Origin of the sequence: Myxococcus qinghaiensis (genome assembly GCF_024198215.1) — a bacterium.
In the GTDB taxonomy this organism is placed as follows: Bacteria; Myxococcota; Myxococcia; order Myxococcales; family Myxococcaceae; genus Myxococcus; species Myxococcus qinghaiensis.
The window spans coordinates 37,670-54,113 of the sequence record NZ_JAKCFA010000037.1 but is presented as its reverse complement, the minus strand read 5'-3'; the positions used below and the strand labels follow the sequence as shown (position 1 = coordinate 54,113).

6 protein-coding genes are annotated in these 16,444 nt (G+C 69.0%); 4 read left to right on the top strand and 2 right to left on the bottom strand.

Features of this window, described 5'->3' with window-relative positions:
* Nucleotides 1-67 precede the first annotated feature (67 nt).
* Entirely contained in the window at nucleotides 68-10,402 is a 10,335-nt protein-coding gene (locus LZ199_RS42595) for a non-ribosomal peptide synthetase (protein WP_253999553.1), read from the top strand.
* 7 nt (nucleotides 10,403-10,409) lie between these two features.
* Here the strand turns inward: LZ199_RS42595 and LZ199_RS42590 are convergent, their stop codons facing one another.
* Nucleotides 10,410-11,666 (bottom strand): MFS transporter, encoded by a 1,257-nt coding sequence (locus LZ199_RS42590; protein ID WP_253999552.1) that lies wholly within the window; start codon nucleotides 11,664-11,666, stop codon nucleotides 10,410-10,412.
* Nucleotides 11,667-11,884: 218 nt separating this feature from the next.
* Between LZ199_RS42590 and lysW the strand changes: the two genes are divergently transcribed.
* Complete coding sequence (lysW, locus tag LZ199_RS42585; RefSeq protein WP_253999551.1) at nucleotides 11,885-12,082, top strand: lysine biosynthesis protein LysW; 198 nt, start codon at nucleotides 11,885-11,887, stop codon at nucleotides 12,080-12,082.
* A 13-nt stretch (nucleotides 12,083-12,095) separates the two neighbouring features.
* Nucleotides 12,096-12,959: a family 3 encapsulin nanocompartment shell protein gene (locus tag LZ199_RS42580; protein ID WP_253999550.1), complete on the top strand. Its 864-nt coding sequence runs from the start codon at nucleotides 12,096-12,098 to the stop codon at nucleotides 12,957-12,959.
* A gap of 68 nt (nucleotides 12,960-13,027) precedes the next feature.
* Here LZ199_RS42580 and LZ199_RS42575 read toward each other — a convergent pair whose 3' ends face one another.
* Nucleotides 13,028-13,996 carry an SAM-dependent methyltransferase gene (locus tag LZ199_RS42575; protein WP_253999549.1) on the bottom strand — a complete coding sequence of 323 codons (969 nt, stop codon included), beginning with the start codon at nucleotides 13,994-13,996 and terminating at the stop codon, nucleotides 13,028-13,030.
* 355 nt (nucleotides 13,997-14,351) lie between these two features.
* Here LZ199_RS42575 and roxA point away from each other — a divergent pair, with 355 nt between their 5' ends.
* The gene (gene roxA / locus LZ199_RS42570) at nucleotides 14,352-16,373 is read left to right on the top strand and encodes a rubber dioxygenase RoxA (RefSeq protein ID WP_456094069.1); all 2,022 of its coding nucleotides are present in this window, start codon (nucleotides 14,352-14,354) and stop codon (nucleotides 16,371-16,373) included.
* Nucleotides 16,374-16,444: the final 71 nt, after the last annotated feature.

The following is a 16,444-nucleotide window of genomic DNA, read 5'->3' as shown; positions in this document are numbered from 1 at the left end:
TCTCACGCGGGAGTCCCGTGGCTCGCCCGGCGGTGTCGCGGGATTTCGCGAGGACTCGAGGAGCACCATGTCGCAGCACGAGCAGTCCCCCCGTCCGAAGGTGGAGCGCGCGGGGCGCCGGCCTCCGTTGGTGCACCAGCCGCACGGTGGCGTGGTGGCGCAGTCCTTCGTTCAGCAGCGGCTGTGGTTCCTCGCGCAGCTGGAACCGGAGGGGCTTGCCTACAACGCTCCCTTCGCCGCGAGGCTGAAGGGGCGGCTGGACGTGAAGGTGCTGGAGGAGGCGTTCCGCGCGGTGATGCGGCGGCACGAGTCGCTGCGGACGACGTTCGGCGAAGTGGACGGCATGCCGGTGCAGCGCATCCACGAGGACGTGGCGTTCGCGCTGCGCGTGGAGGGCGTGGCGGAAGGGGAGGTGCTGGCGCGGGTGGAGGAGGAGGCGCGCAGGCCGTTCGACTTGGAGCGAGGTCCGCTGTTGAGGGCCAAGGTGTTGAGGGTGGGGGAGGAGGAGCACGTGTTGGTGTGGGTGGTGCACCACATTGTGTTCGATGGGTGGTCGGTGGGCGTGCTGGAGCGGGAGCTGAGCGAGGCGTACGAGGGGAAGGGGCTCGAAGAGCGACGCACGGAGGTCCAGTACGCGGACTTCGTGAGGTGGCAGCGGGAGTGGTTGCAGGGCGAGGTGCTGGAGAACCAGCTGGCGTGGTGGAAGGAGGAGCTGGCGGGAGCGCCGCTGGTGTTGGAGCTGCCGACGGACCGCCCGAGGCCGGCGGTGCAGACGTTCTCCGGGGCGCTCACGTGGTTGCCACCGCTTCAGACGCTGGAGGGTCCGCTTCGCGAGCTGAGCCGGAAGGAAGGGGTGACGCTGTACATGACGCTGCTGGCGGCGTTCCAGGTGTTGCTGGCGCGCCACAGCGGGCAGCGGGACATCGTCGTCGGTTCGCCCTTCGCGGGACGCGGCTCCCGGGACTTGGAGGGGATGATCGGCTTCTTCGCCAACATGCTGGCGCTGCGAGCCCGCGTCGACGACGTGCCCTTCCGGGAGGTGCTCAAGCAGGTGCGGCGCGTGTGCCTGGGAGCCTTCGCGCACGAGGAGTTGCCGCTCGAACAACTGGTGGAGGCACTCCAGCCGGGGCGGGACTTGAGTCGCTCGCCGCTGTTCCAGGTGGCCTTTGTGCTCCAGGGGGAGCCCGGCTCGTCGCTGGCGCTGGAAGGGGTGGACGCCTCGGACGTTCCGCTGGAGCCGGGCGTGTCGAAGTTCGACCTCACCCTGTTCGCGCGCGAGACGTCGCGAGGGCTGGTGACGTACTGGGAATACAACACGGACCTCTTCGATGAGGAGACGGTGTCGCGGCTGGCCGAGCGCTATGTGCGGTTGCTCGAAGCGGTGGTGGCGCATCCAGAGCTGCGGGTCTCCGAGCTTCCCTTGCTGAGCCTGGCCGAGCGGGAGCAGCTCCTCGTCGAGTGGAACGACACCCGGACCCGATATCCGCGCGAGGCGAGCATCCACGAGGTGTTCGAGGCGCAGGTGGCACGGACGCCGGACGCCGTCGCCGTGGAGTTCGAGGGTGTTCGGCTCACCTATGTCGAGCTGGACCGGCGGGCCTGTCAGCTCGCGCATCACCTGCGGCGGCATGGGGTGGCGGCGGGTGGCCGGGTGGGGCTGTTCACCCGGCGCTCGCTGGAGATGGTGGTGGCGACGCTCGGCATCCTGAAGGCGGGTGGCGCGTATGTACCGTTGGACCCGTCGTATCCCGCGGAGCGCCTGGCCTTCATGTGCGAGGACGCGGGGCTCCAGGTGTTGCTGGTCCAGCCGTCGCTGAGCTCGCGACTTCCCTCCGTGGCCGTGGAGGTCATCGCGTTGGAGTCGTCATGGGCGCGGTTCGCCACCGAGCCGGAAGAGGGCCCCAAGGTGTCCGTCCCGGCGGAGGCGCTGGCCTACGTCATGTACACGTCCGGGTCGACGGGACGACCGAAGGGCGTGTGCATTCCGCACCGGGCCGTGGTGCGACTTGTGAAGGGCTCCCGCTTCGCGGAGCTGGGCGCGGAGGAGGTCTTCCTCCAACTGGCGCCCATCTCGTTCGACGCGGCCACGTTGGAGTTGTGGGGACCGCTGCTCAACGGCGGGAAGCTGGTCGTCTTCTCGGAGCACGCGCCCGCCGTGGAGGCGCTGGAAGGCGCGCTGTCGCGTCATGGCATCACCACGCTGTGGCTCACCTCCGCGCTGTTCGAGCAGGTGATGGCCACCCGGCCCGACGCGCTGGCGAGTGTTCGTCAGGTGCTCACGGGAGGTGACGTGGTGTCGCCCGGAGCCGTCCGCGCGCGGCTGGCTCGGGGTGGGAGCGTCACCAATGGCTATGGCCCGACGGAGAACACCACCTTCACCACCACGCATCGACTGACGGATGGGGCGCGAGTCGGCGCGTCGGTGCCCATCGGGCGGCCTGTCTCCAACACGAGCGTCTACGTGTTGGACGCGGCCCTGTCGCTGGTGCCCGTCGGTGTGTGGGGCGAGCTGTACACGGGAGGTGATGGACTGGCGTGGGGGTATCTCGGACGGCCCGAGCTGACGGCGGAGCGCTTCGTGCCCCATCCCTTCAGCACGGAGCCGGGAGCGCGGCTGTACCGCACGGGAGACCGGGTGCGCTTCCTGCGCGATGGGACGCTGGAGTACGCCAGTCGGCTGGATGGTCAGGTGAAGCTGCGAGGCTTCCGCATCGAGCCAGGGGAGGTGGAGTCCGCGCTCGCCGCGCATCCCGAGGTGCGCGAGGTGACGGTGCTGGCGCGAGACGATGGGCCCGGAGGTCGGTGGCTCGTCGCGTACTTCGTCCCCACCGAGGATGCGGCGCTGACGCCTCAGGCGCTTCGAGCACACGCGCAAAGCAGATTGCCTGAGTACATGGTGCCCTCGGCCTTCGTCTCGTTGCCGGCGCTTCCGCTCACTCCGAATGGGAAGCTGGACAGGAAGGCCCTGCCGTCGCCGCGCGCAGAGGACGCGCGAGGCGAGTTCGTGGCGCCGCGCACGGCGATGGAGCAGGTGGTGGCCGACGTGCTGGCGCCCCTGCTGGGCCTGGCGCGAATGGGCGTGGAGGACCACTTCTTCGAGCTGGGTGGCCACTCGTTGCTGGCGACGCGGGCCGTGTCGCGGTTGCGAGAGGTGGTGGGACGCGAGCTGCCCGTGCGCGTCCTGTTCGAGTCGCCCACCGTGGTTCGGCTCGCGGAGCGACTGGAGGAGAACCATGGCGCGCAGCCGCCACCCCTGACGCATCAGCTGCACGGTGGCGTGGTGGAGCAGTCCTTCGCGCAGCAGCGGCTCTGGCTCACCTCGCAACTCGATGCGGGAGGGATTTCCTACAACGTCCCCTTCGCGCGGCGGCTGAGTGGACGGCTGGACGTGAAGGCGCTGGAGGAAGCGTTCCGCGAGGTGATGCGCAGGCACGAGTCACTGCGGACGACGTTCGGTGAAGTGGATGGCAGGCCGGTGCAGCGCATTCACGAGGACGTGGAGTTCGACCTGCGCGTGGAGGACGTGGCGGAAGGGGAGGTGCTGGCGCGGGTGGAAGAGGAGGCGCGAAGGCCCTTCGACTTGGAGCGAGGCCCGCTGTTGCGGGCCAAGGTGTTGAGGGCGGGGGAGGAGGAGCACGTGTTGGTGTGGGTGGTGCACCACATCGTGTTCGACGGATGGTCGGTGGGCGTGCTGGAGCGGGAGCTGAGCGACGCGTACACGGCGAGGGTGAAAGGTGATGCGTCGGAGCGACCTGTCCTGGAGGTGCAGTACGCCGACTACGCGAGGTGGCAGCGGGAGTGGTTGAAGGGGGAGGTGCTGGAGAATCAGCTGGCGTGGTGGAAGCAGGAGCTGGCGGGAGCGCCGCTGGTGCTGGAGCTGCCGACGGACCGGGCGCGGCCCGCGGTGCGGACCTACCGTGGCGCGCTCAAGCGGGTGACGCTGCCCGCCGGGCTGGAAGGACAGCTTCGTGAGCTGAGCCGGAAGGAAGGGGTGACGCTGTACATGACGCTGCTGGCGGGGTTCCAGGCGCTGCTGGCGCGCTACAGCGGGCAGACGGACGTGGTGGTGGGGACGCCCATCTCGGGAAGGAACTGGAGGCAGGTGGAAGCGCTGGTGGGCTTCTTCGTGAACACGCTGGTGGTGAGGACGGAGACTCAAGGAGCGAGTTTCCGGGAGCTGCTGCGGCGGGTGAGGCGCGCGTGCCTGGGGGCCTTCGCGCATCAGGACCTTCCGTTCGAGCAACTGGTGGACGCGCTGCAGCCGAGCCGGGACTTGAGTCGCTCGCCGCTCTTCCAGGTCATGTTCGTCATGCCGGGCACCCTGTCGCCGCTCGACCTGGACGGTGTTCGAGTGGAGGAACTCGACTTCGAGCCCGGGGTGTCGAAGTTCGACCTGACGCTGTTCGCGTGGGAGACGCCGCGCGGGCTGGTGACGTACTGGGAATACAACACCGAGCTCTTCGACGAGGAGACGGTGTCGCGGATGGCCGGGCACTACGGCCGGTTGTTGAGCGCGGCGGTGACGTCCTCGGAGCGACAGGTCCTGGAGCTTCCGCTGCTCGGAGACGCTGAGCGACAGCGCCTGCTCCTCGACTGGGGCTCGCGCCAGGACGCCACCTATGTGCCGGGGCTGATGCACCGCTGGGTGGAGGCGCAGGTCGCGCGGACTCCTCACGCGGAGGCGGTCTCGGATGGCACTCGCTCGCTGACCTACGGGGAGCTCGACGCGCGCGCGAATCAGCTCGCGCACCACCTGGTGGCGCTGGGGGTTCCACCCAACGGCTCCGTTGGCTTGTGCCTGGACCGGGGGAGCCTGGAGATGCCGGTGGCGGTGCTCGCGACCCTGAAGGCGGGCGCGGCCTTCCTCCCGCTGGACCCGACCTGGCCCGTCGAGCGACTTGCGCTCATGCTGGAGGACACGCGCGCGCCCGTGGTGCTGGCGCAGTCGCACCTCGTCGCCGCGCTGCCTCCTGGCACCGGAACTCGACTTGTGTGCCTGGAGGACGAGAGCGCCGCCATCGCCAGGCGCCCCACCGTCGCTGCCTCCGTCGACGTCTCTCCGGAGACGAACTGCTACTTCGTCTACACCTCGGGAAGCACTGGCCGGCCGAAGGGCATCGTCATGTCCCACCGCGCGGTGGGCAACATGCTCTGGTGGTTGCTGCGGCGCACGGTGAAGCCGGACGCCACCACGCTCCAGTTCGCTTCGCTCAACTTCGATGTCTCCTTCCAGGAGCTGTTCGGCACCTGGTGCCTGGGCGGGCGCGTCCTGCTCATCACCCCCGAGCTGCGCAGGGACCCCAGCGCCATGCTGCGGTACATGGCGCGGCACCGGGTGGAGCGGCTGTACCTGCCCTTCGTCGCGCTCCAGGCCGTGTGTGACGCAGCCGGAGCGGAGGACGTGCTGCCGCCCTTGACGGAGGTGGTCACGGCGGGCGAGCAGCTCCAGGTGACTCCGGCGCTGGTGGCCTTCTTCGAGCGGCTCCCGGGCTGCGTGCTGGAGAATCAATACGGGCCCTCCGAGGCGCACGTCGTCACCGCGTGGAGGGCTTCGGGCCCACCGTCGTCGTGGCCCGCGCTGCCTCCGGTGGGCGAGCCCATCACCAACGTGCGGCTCTACGTGCTGGACTCGAAGGGCGAGCCTTGCCCCCTGGGTGTCCCGGGCGAAGTGGGCGTCGCGGGTGTCAGCCTCGCGCATGGCTACCATGGTCGACCGGACCTGACCGCGGACCGCTTCGTCCCGGACACGCTCGGCGCGGTGCCCGGTGAGCGCTACTACCGGACGGGGGACAGGGCGCGCTGGCTCGCGGATGGGAACCTGGAGTTCCTGGGCCGCCTGGATGGGCAGGTGAAGCTGCGCGGGTTCCGCATCGAGCTGGGCGAAGTGGAGGTGGTGCTGCGAGCCCTGCCTGGCGTGAGGGACGCGGTGGCCGTCGTCCGCGAGGACACGCCGGGAGACCGCCGGCTCGTGGGCTACGTGGTCTTCCAGGAGGGCCAGCGACTGGAGCCCTCGGAGCTGCGCGCGCGACTGCAAGAGAAGCTGCCCGAGTACATGGTGCCCTCGGCCTTCGTGTCGCTGCCCACGCTGCCGCTGGCGCCCACGGGGAAGGTGGACCGCAAGGCGCTGCCGGTGCCGCGCGCGGAGGAGGCTCGCGGTGGCTACGTGGCGCCGCGCACCGCGATGGAGCGGGTGGTCGCGGAGGTCTTCGGACCCTTGCTCGGGCTGGAGCGCGTGAGCGTCGAGGCGCACTTCTTCGAGCTGGGAGGCCACTCGTTGCTCGCGACGCAGGCGGTATCGCGCTTGAAGGAGGTCGTCGGTCGCGAGCTCCCGGTCCGCGTGCTGTTCGAGTCCCCCACGGTGGCGCAGCTCGCGGAACACCTGGAGGACGTGCTGGAAGATGCCAGGGGCGCGGCACCACCGCCGCTGGTGCGCGGGCCCCCGAGTGCCGTGGCGGAGCAGTCCTTCGCGCAGCAGCGACTGTGGTTCCTCTCCCAGCTCGATGCCGAGGGCTTCTCCTACAACATGCCCTTCGCGGTGAGGCTGAAGGGGCCGCTGCAAGTGAAGGCGCTGGAGGGCGCGTTCCACGACGTCGCGCGCAGGCACGAGTCACTGCGGACGACGTTCGGTGAAGTGGACGGCAGGCCGGTGCAGCGCATCCACGAGCAGGTGGAGTTCGAGCTGCGCGTGGAGGAGGCGGAGGAAGGGGAGGTGCTGGCGCGTGTGGAAGCGGAGGCGCGAAGGCCCTTCGATTTGGAGCGCGGCCCGCTGTTGAGGGGGAAAGTGCTGAGGGTAGGGGAGGAGGAGCACGTGTTGGTGTGGGTGGTGCACCACATCGTGTTCGACGGGTGGTCGGTGGGCGTGCTGGAGCGGGAGCTGAGCGACGCGTACGCGGCGAAGATGAGCGGGAACGCCGCCGACGAGCGACGCACGGAGGTGCGGTACGCGGACTACGCGAAGTGGCAGCGGGAGTGGTTGAAGGGGGAGGTACTGGAGAAGCAGTTGGCGTGGTGGAAGCAGCAACTCGCCGGGGCACCGCCTGTGTTGGAGCTTCCCGCCGACAGGCCTCGGCCCGTCATGCAGTCGTTCAACGGCGGCCATCTGGCGGTGCGACTTCCTCCGGAGCTGGCGGGCGCACTGCGCGAGGTGAGCCGGAAGGAGGGAGTGACGCTGTACATGACGCTGCTGGCGGGATTCCAGGCGCTGCTGGCGCGCTACAGCGGACAGACGGACGTGGTGGTGGGAACGCCCATCTCCGGAAGGAACTGGAGGCAGGTGGAAGCGCTGGTGGGCTTCTTCGTGAACACGCTGGTGGTGAGGACGGAGACTCAAGGAGCGAGCTTCCGGGAGCTGCTGCGGCGGGTGAGGCGCGCGTGCCTGGGGGCCTTCGCGCATCAGGACCTTCCGTTCGAGCAGTTGGTGGACGCGCTGCAGCCGAGCCGGGACTTGAGTCGCTCGCCGCTCTTCCAGGTCATGTTCGTCATGCCCGGGCCCACGGCTCCGTTGTCGCTCTCCGGTCTCGCGGTGGAGGAGGTGTCCTTCGAGCCGGGCATGGCGAAGTTCGACCTCACCCTCTTCGTGCGCGAGCTGCCCCAGTCGCTCGTGACGTACTGGGAATACAACACGGACCTCTTCGATGAGGAGACGGTGTCGCGGATGGCCGGCCACTACACGCGGCTGCTCCAGGCCGCGCTCTCCCAGCCGGGACAGGACGTGGAGTCGCTGCCGCTGTTGGGAGAGGCGGAGCGACGTCGTCTGCTCGTGGAGTGGAACGCCACCGAGGCACCCCGCTCCTCGGCGCCCTGCGTGAATGTGCTCTTCGAGGCGCAGGCCGCGCGCACGCCCGGTGCCATCGCCGTCCGCTTCGGGGAACAGACGCTGACCTATGGCGAGCTGAACCAGCGGGCGAACCGACTCGCGCGCTTCCTTCGTCGTGGAGGCGTGGGCCCTGATGTTCCGGTGGCGCTGTGCGTCCGCCGCTCGCTCGACCTGGCTGTGGGTGTGCTGGGCGTCCTCAAGGCGGGCGGCGCTTATGTCCCGCTGGATCCCGCCTATCCGCGTGAGCGTCTGGAGTGGATGCTCCGTTCGTCGGGAGCGTCGTGGCTGCTCACGCAGTCCTCTCTCTCCGAGGTGCTGCCGGAGGGCATCGCGCGCGGACTGGCTCTCGATACAGAGGCGGCTCGCTTCGCGGAGGAGCGCTCAGCGGACCTGGAGCCGGTGGCGAGGCCGGAGTCGCTCGCGTACGTCATCTACACTTCGGGTTCCACGGGTACGCCCAAGGGCGTGGCCATGCCGCACGGGCCGCTGCTCAACCTGGTGCAGTGGCAGCTCGGTGCCTCTCTTCAGCCGAAGGCCCGGACACTCCAGTTCTCTCCGCTGAGCTTCGACGTGAGCTTCCAGGAGCTGTTCTCCACCTGGGCGGCGGGAGGCGAGCTGGTGCTCATTCCCGAGGAGCTGCGCCTGGATGCGCACGCCCTGTTGGAGCTGATGGACCGGTGTGAAGTGGAGCGACTGTTCCTGCCGTTCGTCGCGCTCCAGAATCTGGCGGAGGTGGCGGACCGAGAGGACTTCGCGCCGCGACGCCTCCGTGAGCTGGTGACGGCGGGCGAGCAGCTTCGGGTGACTCCCGCGCTGAGACGCTTCGCGCGGCGGTTGCCCGGCTGCGTCCTTCACAACCACTACGGGCCCACGGAGTCGCACGTGGTGACGGCCCACACGCTGGAAGGGGACCCCGAGTCGTGGCCGGACCTTCCCTCCATCGGCCGGCCCATCGCGAACGCTCGCGTCCATCTGCTGGACTCGCGGCAGGCGCCCGTGCCGCTCGGTGTCCCGGGGGAGCTGTATCTCGGCGGGGACGTGCTGGCGCGGGGCTACCTCCACCGTCCGGAGCTGACGATGGAGCGCTTCGTGCCGGACCCGCTCGACCTCTCTCCTGGGGCGCGGCTGTACCGCACGGGAGACTTCGCGCGGTATCGACCGGACGGGACGCTCGAGTTCCTGGGGCGACGCGATGCGCAGGTCAAGGTCCGTGGCTATCGCATCGAGCTGGCGGAAATCGAGGCAGTGCTCGCGCGGTACCCGGCGCTGAAGGATTGCGTGGTGGAGGCTCGCGCGGATGGTTCAGGGCTCACGCGTCTGGTGGCCTATGTCGTGGGCGGGGAGGGCGGTCCTCCGGCGGCCAGCGAGCTGCGCGGCTTCCTCAAGCAGCGACTGCCCGAATACATGGTGCCGGGACTCTTCGTCCCGCTGGACTCGCTGCCGCTCACGCCCAGCGGCAAGGTGAACCGTCGCGCGCTGCCCGCGCCGGAGGGAGAGGTGACCGCGCGCTCGGTGGAGCGTGTTCCTCCGCGGACCTCGCTGGAGCTTCAGCTCGTGCGTGCCTGGGAGGAGACGCTGGGCCTGCATCCCGTGGGGATTCGGGAGGACTTCTTCGAACTGGGTGGGCATTCGCTGCTGGCCGTGCGGCTGCTCGGACGGATTCGCGAGCTGACCGGACGCGCGCTCCCGGTGGCGACGCTGTTCCAGGGGGCGACGGTGGAGCGCATCGCGAGCGTGTTGCAGCAGGCGCTGGGTCCCGCGTCGTCGCTGGTGGAGCTGCGGAGTGGGAGGTCGAAGCGGCCTTTCTTCTGCATCCACCCCGTGGGCGGAACGGTGCTCGCCTACGCGGAGCTCGCGCACCTGTTGGGAGCCGAGCAGCCCTTCTTCGGATTGCAGGCTCCGGGACTCGACGGTGAGGTGGTGCCCCATGACAGCGTGGAGGCGCTGGCGGCGCACCACCTGCGCGCCATTCGCACTGTGCAGCCGAGGGGACCCTACCTGCTCGGAGGGTGGTCCCTGGGCGGCACTCTTGCCTACGAGATGGCACAGCAACTCCAGGAGCAAGGCGAGCAGGTGGATCTGCTGGTGCTCATTGACACCTATGCGCGAGCCCATGCAGGAGGTGGGGTGGACCGCGAGTGGCTGGAGCCCGCGAGATTGGGCGCGCTCTTCTTCAGGGACTTGCTGCGCGCGGCGGGCGCGGACCTGCCGTGCTCCGAGGAAGAACTCTCACGGCTCCCTCCGGAAGAGGCGCTGCGGCTCCTGGAGGAGGCGGGACGTCAGGCGGCGGCGCTGCCCGAGTCGGGCCTCACGGCTCTGCGCCAGGTGTTCGAGTCCAACCTCCGGGCCGCATGGCGCTATGTCCCGCGCCCCTACTCGGGCGCGTTGCTCTCCATGGAGTCGGGCGAGTCGCCCCGTGCCCACGAGTGGGAGCTGCTGGCGAGGGGCGGCGTGGAGGTCCACACCCTTGCCGGAGACCACTACGCGCTGCTGCGGCTTCCGGGCGTCCAGCAACTCGCCACACTGTTGCGCGACGCGCTGGCTCGAGCCCATGCGAAGGCACAGCCCCGGAGCGCATCCGCATGAGCCGCGCTCACGTGGACGGAGGAGGCAACCGCGCCTCCAGCGAAGCGAGCCGACCCGGCAGCAGCACGCGCACGCTCAGCGCCAGCGCGAAGAAGAGCAGCGCCGCGCATGCGGTGACGGCGCGCAGTCCCAGCCGGTCCCCGAGCGCTCCCTGCAACCACACGCCACCGGAGTACCCCAGGTTGAGGACCAGGTTGAACAGGCCGCTCACGCGCACCTGCAGCTCCGCGCTCGCGCGTCCCTGGCACAACGTCCTCAGTCCTCCCACGGCGAGCAGATACAGCGCGCCGAGCACGAAGAGGAACACCCCCGCGATGGGCACGTTCGGAGACAGCCAGTACGCGGCGGCCACGGGCCCCAACAGGAGCATCGTCCGCTCCAGCAGTGCTCCTCGTCCCCAGCGCTCGGCCAGCGTCCCCGCCAGCACGGCTGCTGTCACCGCGCCCACGCCCTGTACCGTGGTGAGCAGCGACGCCGTGGCCGCGTCACCATGGAGCACGCGCAGCGCGAGCACCGGCACCAGCGCGATGAAGGGCGAGATGAGCACGGCCACGCCCAGCGTGCCACCCAGCGCCGCGGCGATGCCCACGTCCTCACGCGCCGCGAGCAGCCCGCGCTTCACTCCTCTCCACAGCCCCTCCCCAGGTCGCGGGTTCCCCCGACGCACCGGCCCCATCCACGCCAGCGCCACCAGTACGGCGACGAAGGAGACCGTGTTGAACACGAAGGCCCACGCCACCCCACCTCGCGTGAGGATGAGGGCCGCGAGCGCCGGGCCGAAGATGCGTCCCAGGTTGGCCTGCGCCAGGTCCAGGCTGAGGCCACTGTGAAGCTGCTCCGAGGGGAGAATCACCGCCGTCATCGCGGAGAAGACCGGCAGCGTCAGCGCGCTCATGCAGCCGTGCAGGACGCAGAGGATGGCCAGCGGCGTGAGCGTGAGCCGACCCGTGGCGGCCAGCACCGCGAGCGCTCCGGCAATCACCGCCTGCGCCAGCGTGCACACCGCCAGATAGGCTCGCCGGTCGAACCGGTCCGCAAGCGTTCCCGCGAGTGGGACGAGCACGATGGAGGGCAGGAACGCCAGCGCGGTGATGCGGCCCATCCACTCCGCGCGCCCTGTCGTCTCCGTCACGTAGATGCCCAGCGCGACCAGCTCCATCCACGTCCCCAACGTGGAGATGAGCCCGCCCCACCAGACCTTCACGTAGGCCGGGTGACTGAAGGCACGAAACGACGGATGGCTCGAAAGTCGCCGGATGGACATGGGACGTGGCGACAGTGGAGCACAGAAATCGCTCGTGCCGAGTCAGCTGAGAAATGCCGCCTTGCTGCACTCGCGAGCCTTTCCCAGCTTGCCTTGACGAGGGCGGAGAAGGCTCCCAGACTGCACGCGCCTGGGACTCAGGGAGGGTGTGAAACATCGCGCCCCATGAACCCGTTGCCGTCAGCGACAGCGACGGCGGTTGAACAAGGAGCAAGGGCATGCAAGCACTGACGAAGCAGTCGGAAGAGACCGGGCAGGCTCTGTGTCCCACGTGTTCTCAGCCCATCGATGGCACGGGCCGTGTGCAGGGAGAGGTCCTCACATGCACGGGCTGTGACGGTGAGCTGGAGGTGGTGGGCCTCAATCCACTGCGGCTCGAAGAGGCACCCGAGGTAGAGGAGGACTGGGGCGAGTAGGCCCTGGATCCACATGAGCGCGAACGAGACAGTAGAGCAACCCGTTCTCTCGCCCGGAAGGGTCTTCGCCCAGGCGGTCGCCACGCAGGGCGCAAAGGCCTCGGTGGAGTTCCCTCACACCATCACCGAGGCGTTCCCGGGCTTCAAGCGACGTCCGCGCATCGCCGTGCGCGCCTTGTTCAAGGTCGCGAAGGCGGACGGTGCCAAGGTGAAGTACTGGCACGAGACCCCGCCGAAGACGGCGCCCACCGTGGCGGTGGAGGACGTGGGCCTGCGACCCGAGGCCGCGTTCGAGTTCCACACGGACCTGGCGACGCTCAAGCCGACGACGGCCTGGATTCAAGTGCCTCCGGCGCTGCTCGATGACCCGGAGACGCTGGCGACGTTCATCGACTTCCGGCTGCTGGTGCGGCTGTGCACCGCGGAGAACCAGGCGCTCGCGCGCGGACGCGGAGGAGAGCGGGTGCGTGGACTGCTGGAGACGCCAGGGATTGCCCGCCTGCCCGCGCTCTCGGACCCTGTCTCGTCGCTGCTCGCCGCGTGCGACAGGGTGGAGCAGATGGGCGGCAGCGCCGACGGCATCCTCGTCAATCCGGCGGACTACTACCGGTACTTCGTGGGACGCGGCGGACTGCTGGCGGACCTGACCGCGATGGGCGTGCGCATCGCCCGCGCGCGCATGGTGGACCCCGGGCAGGTCATCGTCGGGGACTTCACCGCGGCCGCGACCATTTTCGACAGTGGCCGCTCCTCCATCCGCTTCGCGGAGGCGCCTCCGGGCATCTTCCCGCGCGAGGGCCTGGCCGTGTGCGGCGAGATTCACACCGCGCTCGTCGTCCACCTGCCGACGCACTTCTACGTCGCCTCGCTCGTCTGACGCAGGCGCCGGCCACCCCACCGTCTGGAGTCACTGCCTTCCGGACGGCGGGTGCCGAAGTGCTCGGCTCAGGGCTTCTCCGCGTAGACCACCGCGTATTCGTCGCAGTTGAACAGCGTGAGCCACTGGAGCTGCTCGAACTCCATCTGCCGCGCGCGCTGGACGTCCTCGCGCACCTTGGCGACGGTGACGCTGCCGGGCTGCTTCTCGGCGGCCGTCATGCCCCTGAGCGCGGCCAGCGCGGTGTTGACGGCGGGGTAGACATCCGAGGCGATGGAGTCCAGTCGGGCCTGCTGGAAGCCGACCTGTCGCAGCTCGGAGAGGTAGCGCTGGGTCGTCCAGACATTGGCCTCGGGGAAGGCAATCCTGCCGCGCCAGTAGCGGTGACGCAGGCGGCGGCGCAGCCCCGTGCCCGTCTCGCGGTCCGTCTTCTGGCACATGTCCGCCATGACCAGGCGCCCGCCCGGGCGCAGCACCCGGAACGCCTCGCGCAGGAAGTCGCCGCGCGTCCGGAAGTGCATCGCGGACTCCAGGGCGAAGACGACGTCGAACTCTCCCGCGCCGAAGGGAAGCTGCGTCGCCGAGCCCAGCTCCAGCTTCACCACGGCGTCCAGCCCCGTGAGCCGCACGCGCTCCCGTCCGATATGGACCTGCTTGGGCGTGACGTTGACCCCGACGATGCGCGCGGGGCGATAGGCCTCCGCCCAGAGGATGTCCTGGTCCGCATAGCCGAAGCCGCAGTCCAGCACCGCGTCGCGCTCGCTCAGCCGCGCCGTCCGCGCCAGCAGGTGCGCCATCTGCGCCTGGGCCGCCATGAACAGCTCGCCCACGCGCTCGCAGTTCGTCTCGTCCACCCGCTCCACGTCCCGCCAGTAGCCCAGGTTGATCCAGAAGGGCTCCCGTCCAGTGCTGACACGAATCTCTTGCGGTGTTGGAAGCCCGGTCACCCAGGCGCCCGTCTCGTTCGTATAGAAGCGCTCCGGGTCCGCCAGCACCGCGCTCTTGAGCTGCCTTGCGACCTGCATGACATTGAACATCGCGAGCCTCCCCGACAGCGATGTTGGCATTATGGCTCGGAATGCAGGGATTGAGGAGCTGTCAGGGCACGGAAAGTCAAAGGCAAGCGTGGGCACAAGTCCGGCAAGGTGGGAGGAATTGTCCTGTCGCGCGCTCAGGTGGCCTTGATTGGAATTGTTTTGGGAGTGACGCCCGGCGAGTGGCGGCTGCCGATGACGTAGAGCGCGCGAAAACACCTGTATCCACGCGTCGTTAGGTCCCCCAAACCCTCCAAACCCCGGATTCGCTGACGCGCTGCGTATTGTGCGCCCGCACTCCGGGGCCTAAGTAACGTGCTGTTGTCAGTGTGCCAATAAGAAGTGGAGGGCTGTGCGCATGCGACTGCACCGAAGTCGTCAGTGGGCTTTATCGAGTTCCTTGCTGCTGGCCCTGGTCGTCACCCGGGCGGAGGCCGCGGACCCGCCGTTGTTGGATATGACGGCCAACCGTTCTCCGTTCGGGTCGGCGTGTCAGGGCCAGCCGGATTCCACGCTGTTGCCGGTGGACCCCCGAACCCTCGTCGTCCCGGGCGTCAACAAGCCGGGCGCCGCGGTGCAGTTCAACGCGTACTGGGTGGACCTGCACAACCCTCCGCCGCCGTTCGTGACGACGCTGGCGCCGAACCCGAAGAACTGCGGCGAGTTCCGCGCGAGCGTCGCCCGTGGAAAGAAGAACATCGAGACGCGGGCGTACTTCCAGCCCTTCTCGACGGCGACCGCGTACTACAGCATGTACACGCTGTGGGGCTATCTGTTCCGCCCCTCGGACTTCGACGAGCAGGTCATCAAACGCTACGGGATGTCGAAGGCCCCGTTCCGCAATCCCTATCCGATGCCCTGGGAGAACCCCAACCTCACCAACGGCGGCAGCGGTCAGCTCCCGCTCGGCCTGGTGCAGGAGCGCGACTCCAACGGCCGCTGGACGGGCGCCATCGCCTCCACCTGCTCGGGCTGCCATGACTCGCGGCTGGGCACGGAATCGGAGTCGGGCTTCGTGTGGGGCCGCTCCAACGACGCGCTGGACGCCGGCCTCATCCAGTCCGACATGTTCCGCTCCACCGTGGTGGGCAACGTCTTCCAGATTGCCCCGGTGCCCTGGAGCGTGGGCCGCGGCATGAGCGACGCCATTGGCATCGTCGACCTGCTGCCCGCGCTCTTCGACATGGACTCGCTGGCCATGGTGCCCAGCCTGCTCGAGTATTTCCCCACCCACGCCGGTGGCATGTCCCGCGCTCCCAACTGGTGGTACCGCGCGTTCAAGACGCGCCAGTTCTGGGACGGCGCGCTGACGTCCGACAACGTCCGCTCGGAGATGGCGTTCGCCGTCGCCAACCTGGGGCGCAACGCGGCCGAGCGCCGCGCGCTGACCGCCGAGTTCGAGGACAACGACAACTTCTTCGTCTCGATGTCGCCCCCCGCCTACCCGAAGCCCATCAACACCACGCTCGCCGAGCAGGGCGCGGTCCTCTTCCACGAGCGCGACTTGTGGGCCAATGGCGCCAACGCCACCATTCCGAAGACTCCGGGCAACGGCTCCTGCGCGAGCTGCCACGGCGTCTACTCGCCGCGCTACGCGGCCAACCCCGCATACCTGCCCGACCCGCGCCTCAAGGGCATCTCCGGCGTCATCACCCCCATTGAGACCATCCGCACGGACCCGGCCCGCAAGGACCTGATGGCGGACGAGCGCAAGCGCCGCGCGTGGAACACGTCCTTCCTCGCCTACAACGACGAGCACCCCAACCACGGCCCCTTCTACGACGACCCCATCTCCAGCGCCCTGCGCCGCGTGCCGCGCGCCGCCTATGACACCGGCATGGGGCCCGTGTACTCACCGGAGGGACCCAACGCGTGGATCAAACCGTTCGGCTACGTGGCCACGCCGCTCTACGGCGCGTGGGCCTCCGCCCCGTACTTCCACAACTCCAGCGTGCCCACCCTCTGGGGCGTGCTGAAGCCGTCGGACCGCCCCAAGGTGTGGAAGCGCATCCAGACCTCCACCAACAACCTGGGCACCAACGCGGGCTTCGACCCGAGCTTCTCCTCCTACGACTTCACCAAGCTCGGCTGGAAGGTGACGGCGCTGGCGTGCGGAGACCGCCCGGCCAATGACCCCTTCATTCCGTGCAGTCACGAGATGGCCACGCTGGACGTGCTGTTCGCCAACATCGCGAACGTCGTCGCCAACTACAACTCGCTGGCCTACCAGTCGCCGCCGCCCATCAGCCAGAAGCAGATCAACTCCCGCATGATCTTCAACTCGCACCTGTACGGGCTCGGCAACGAGGGCCACGACTTCACCCAGTCGCTCACCGACAGCGAGCGCTACGCCCTCATCGAGTACATGAAGACGCTCTGAAAACGACTCACCCGTGACGGGCGCCAGGGCCTGTCACGGGTGGGAGGTGAAGCACGGCGGCCTCCGGGAGG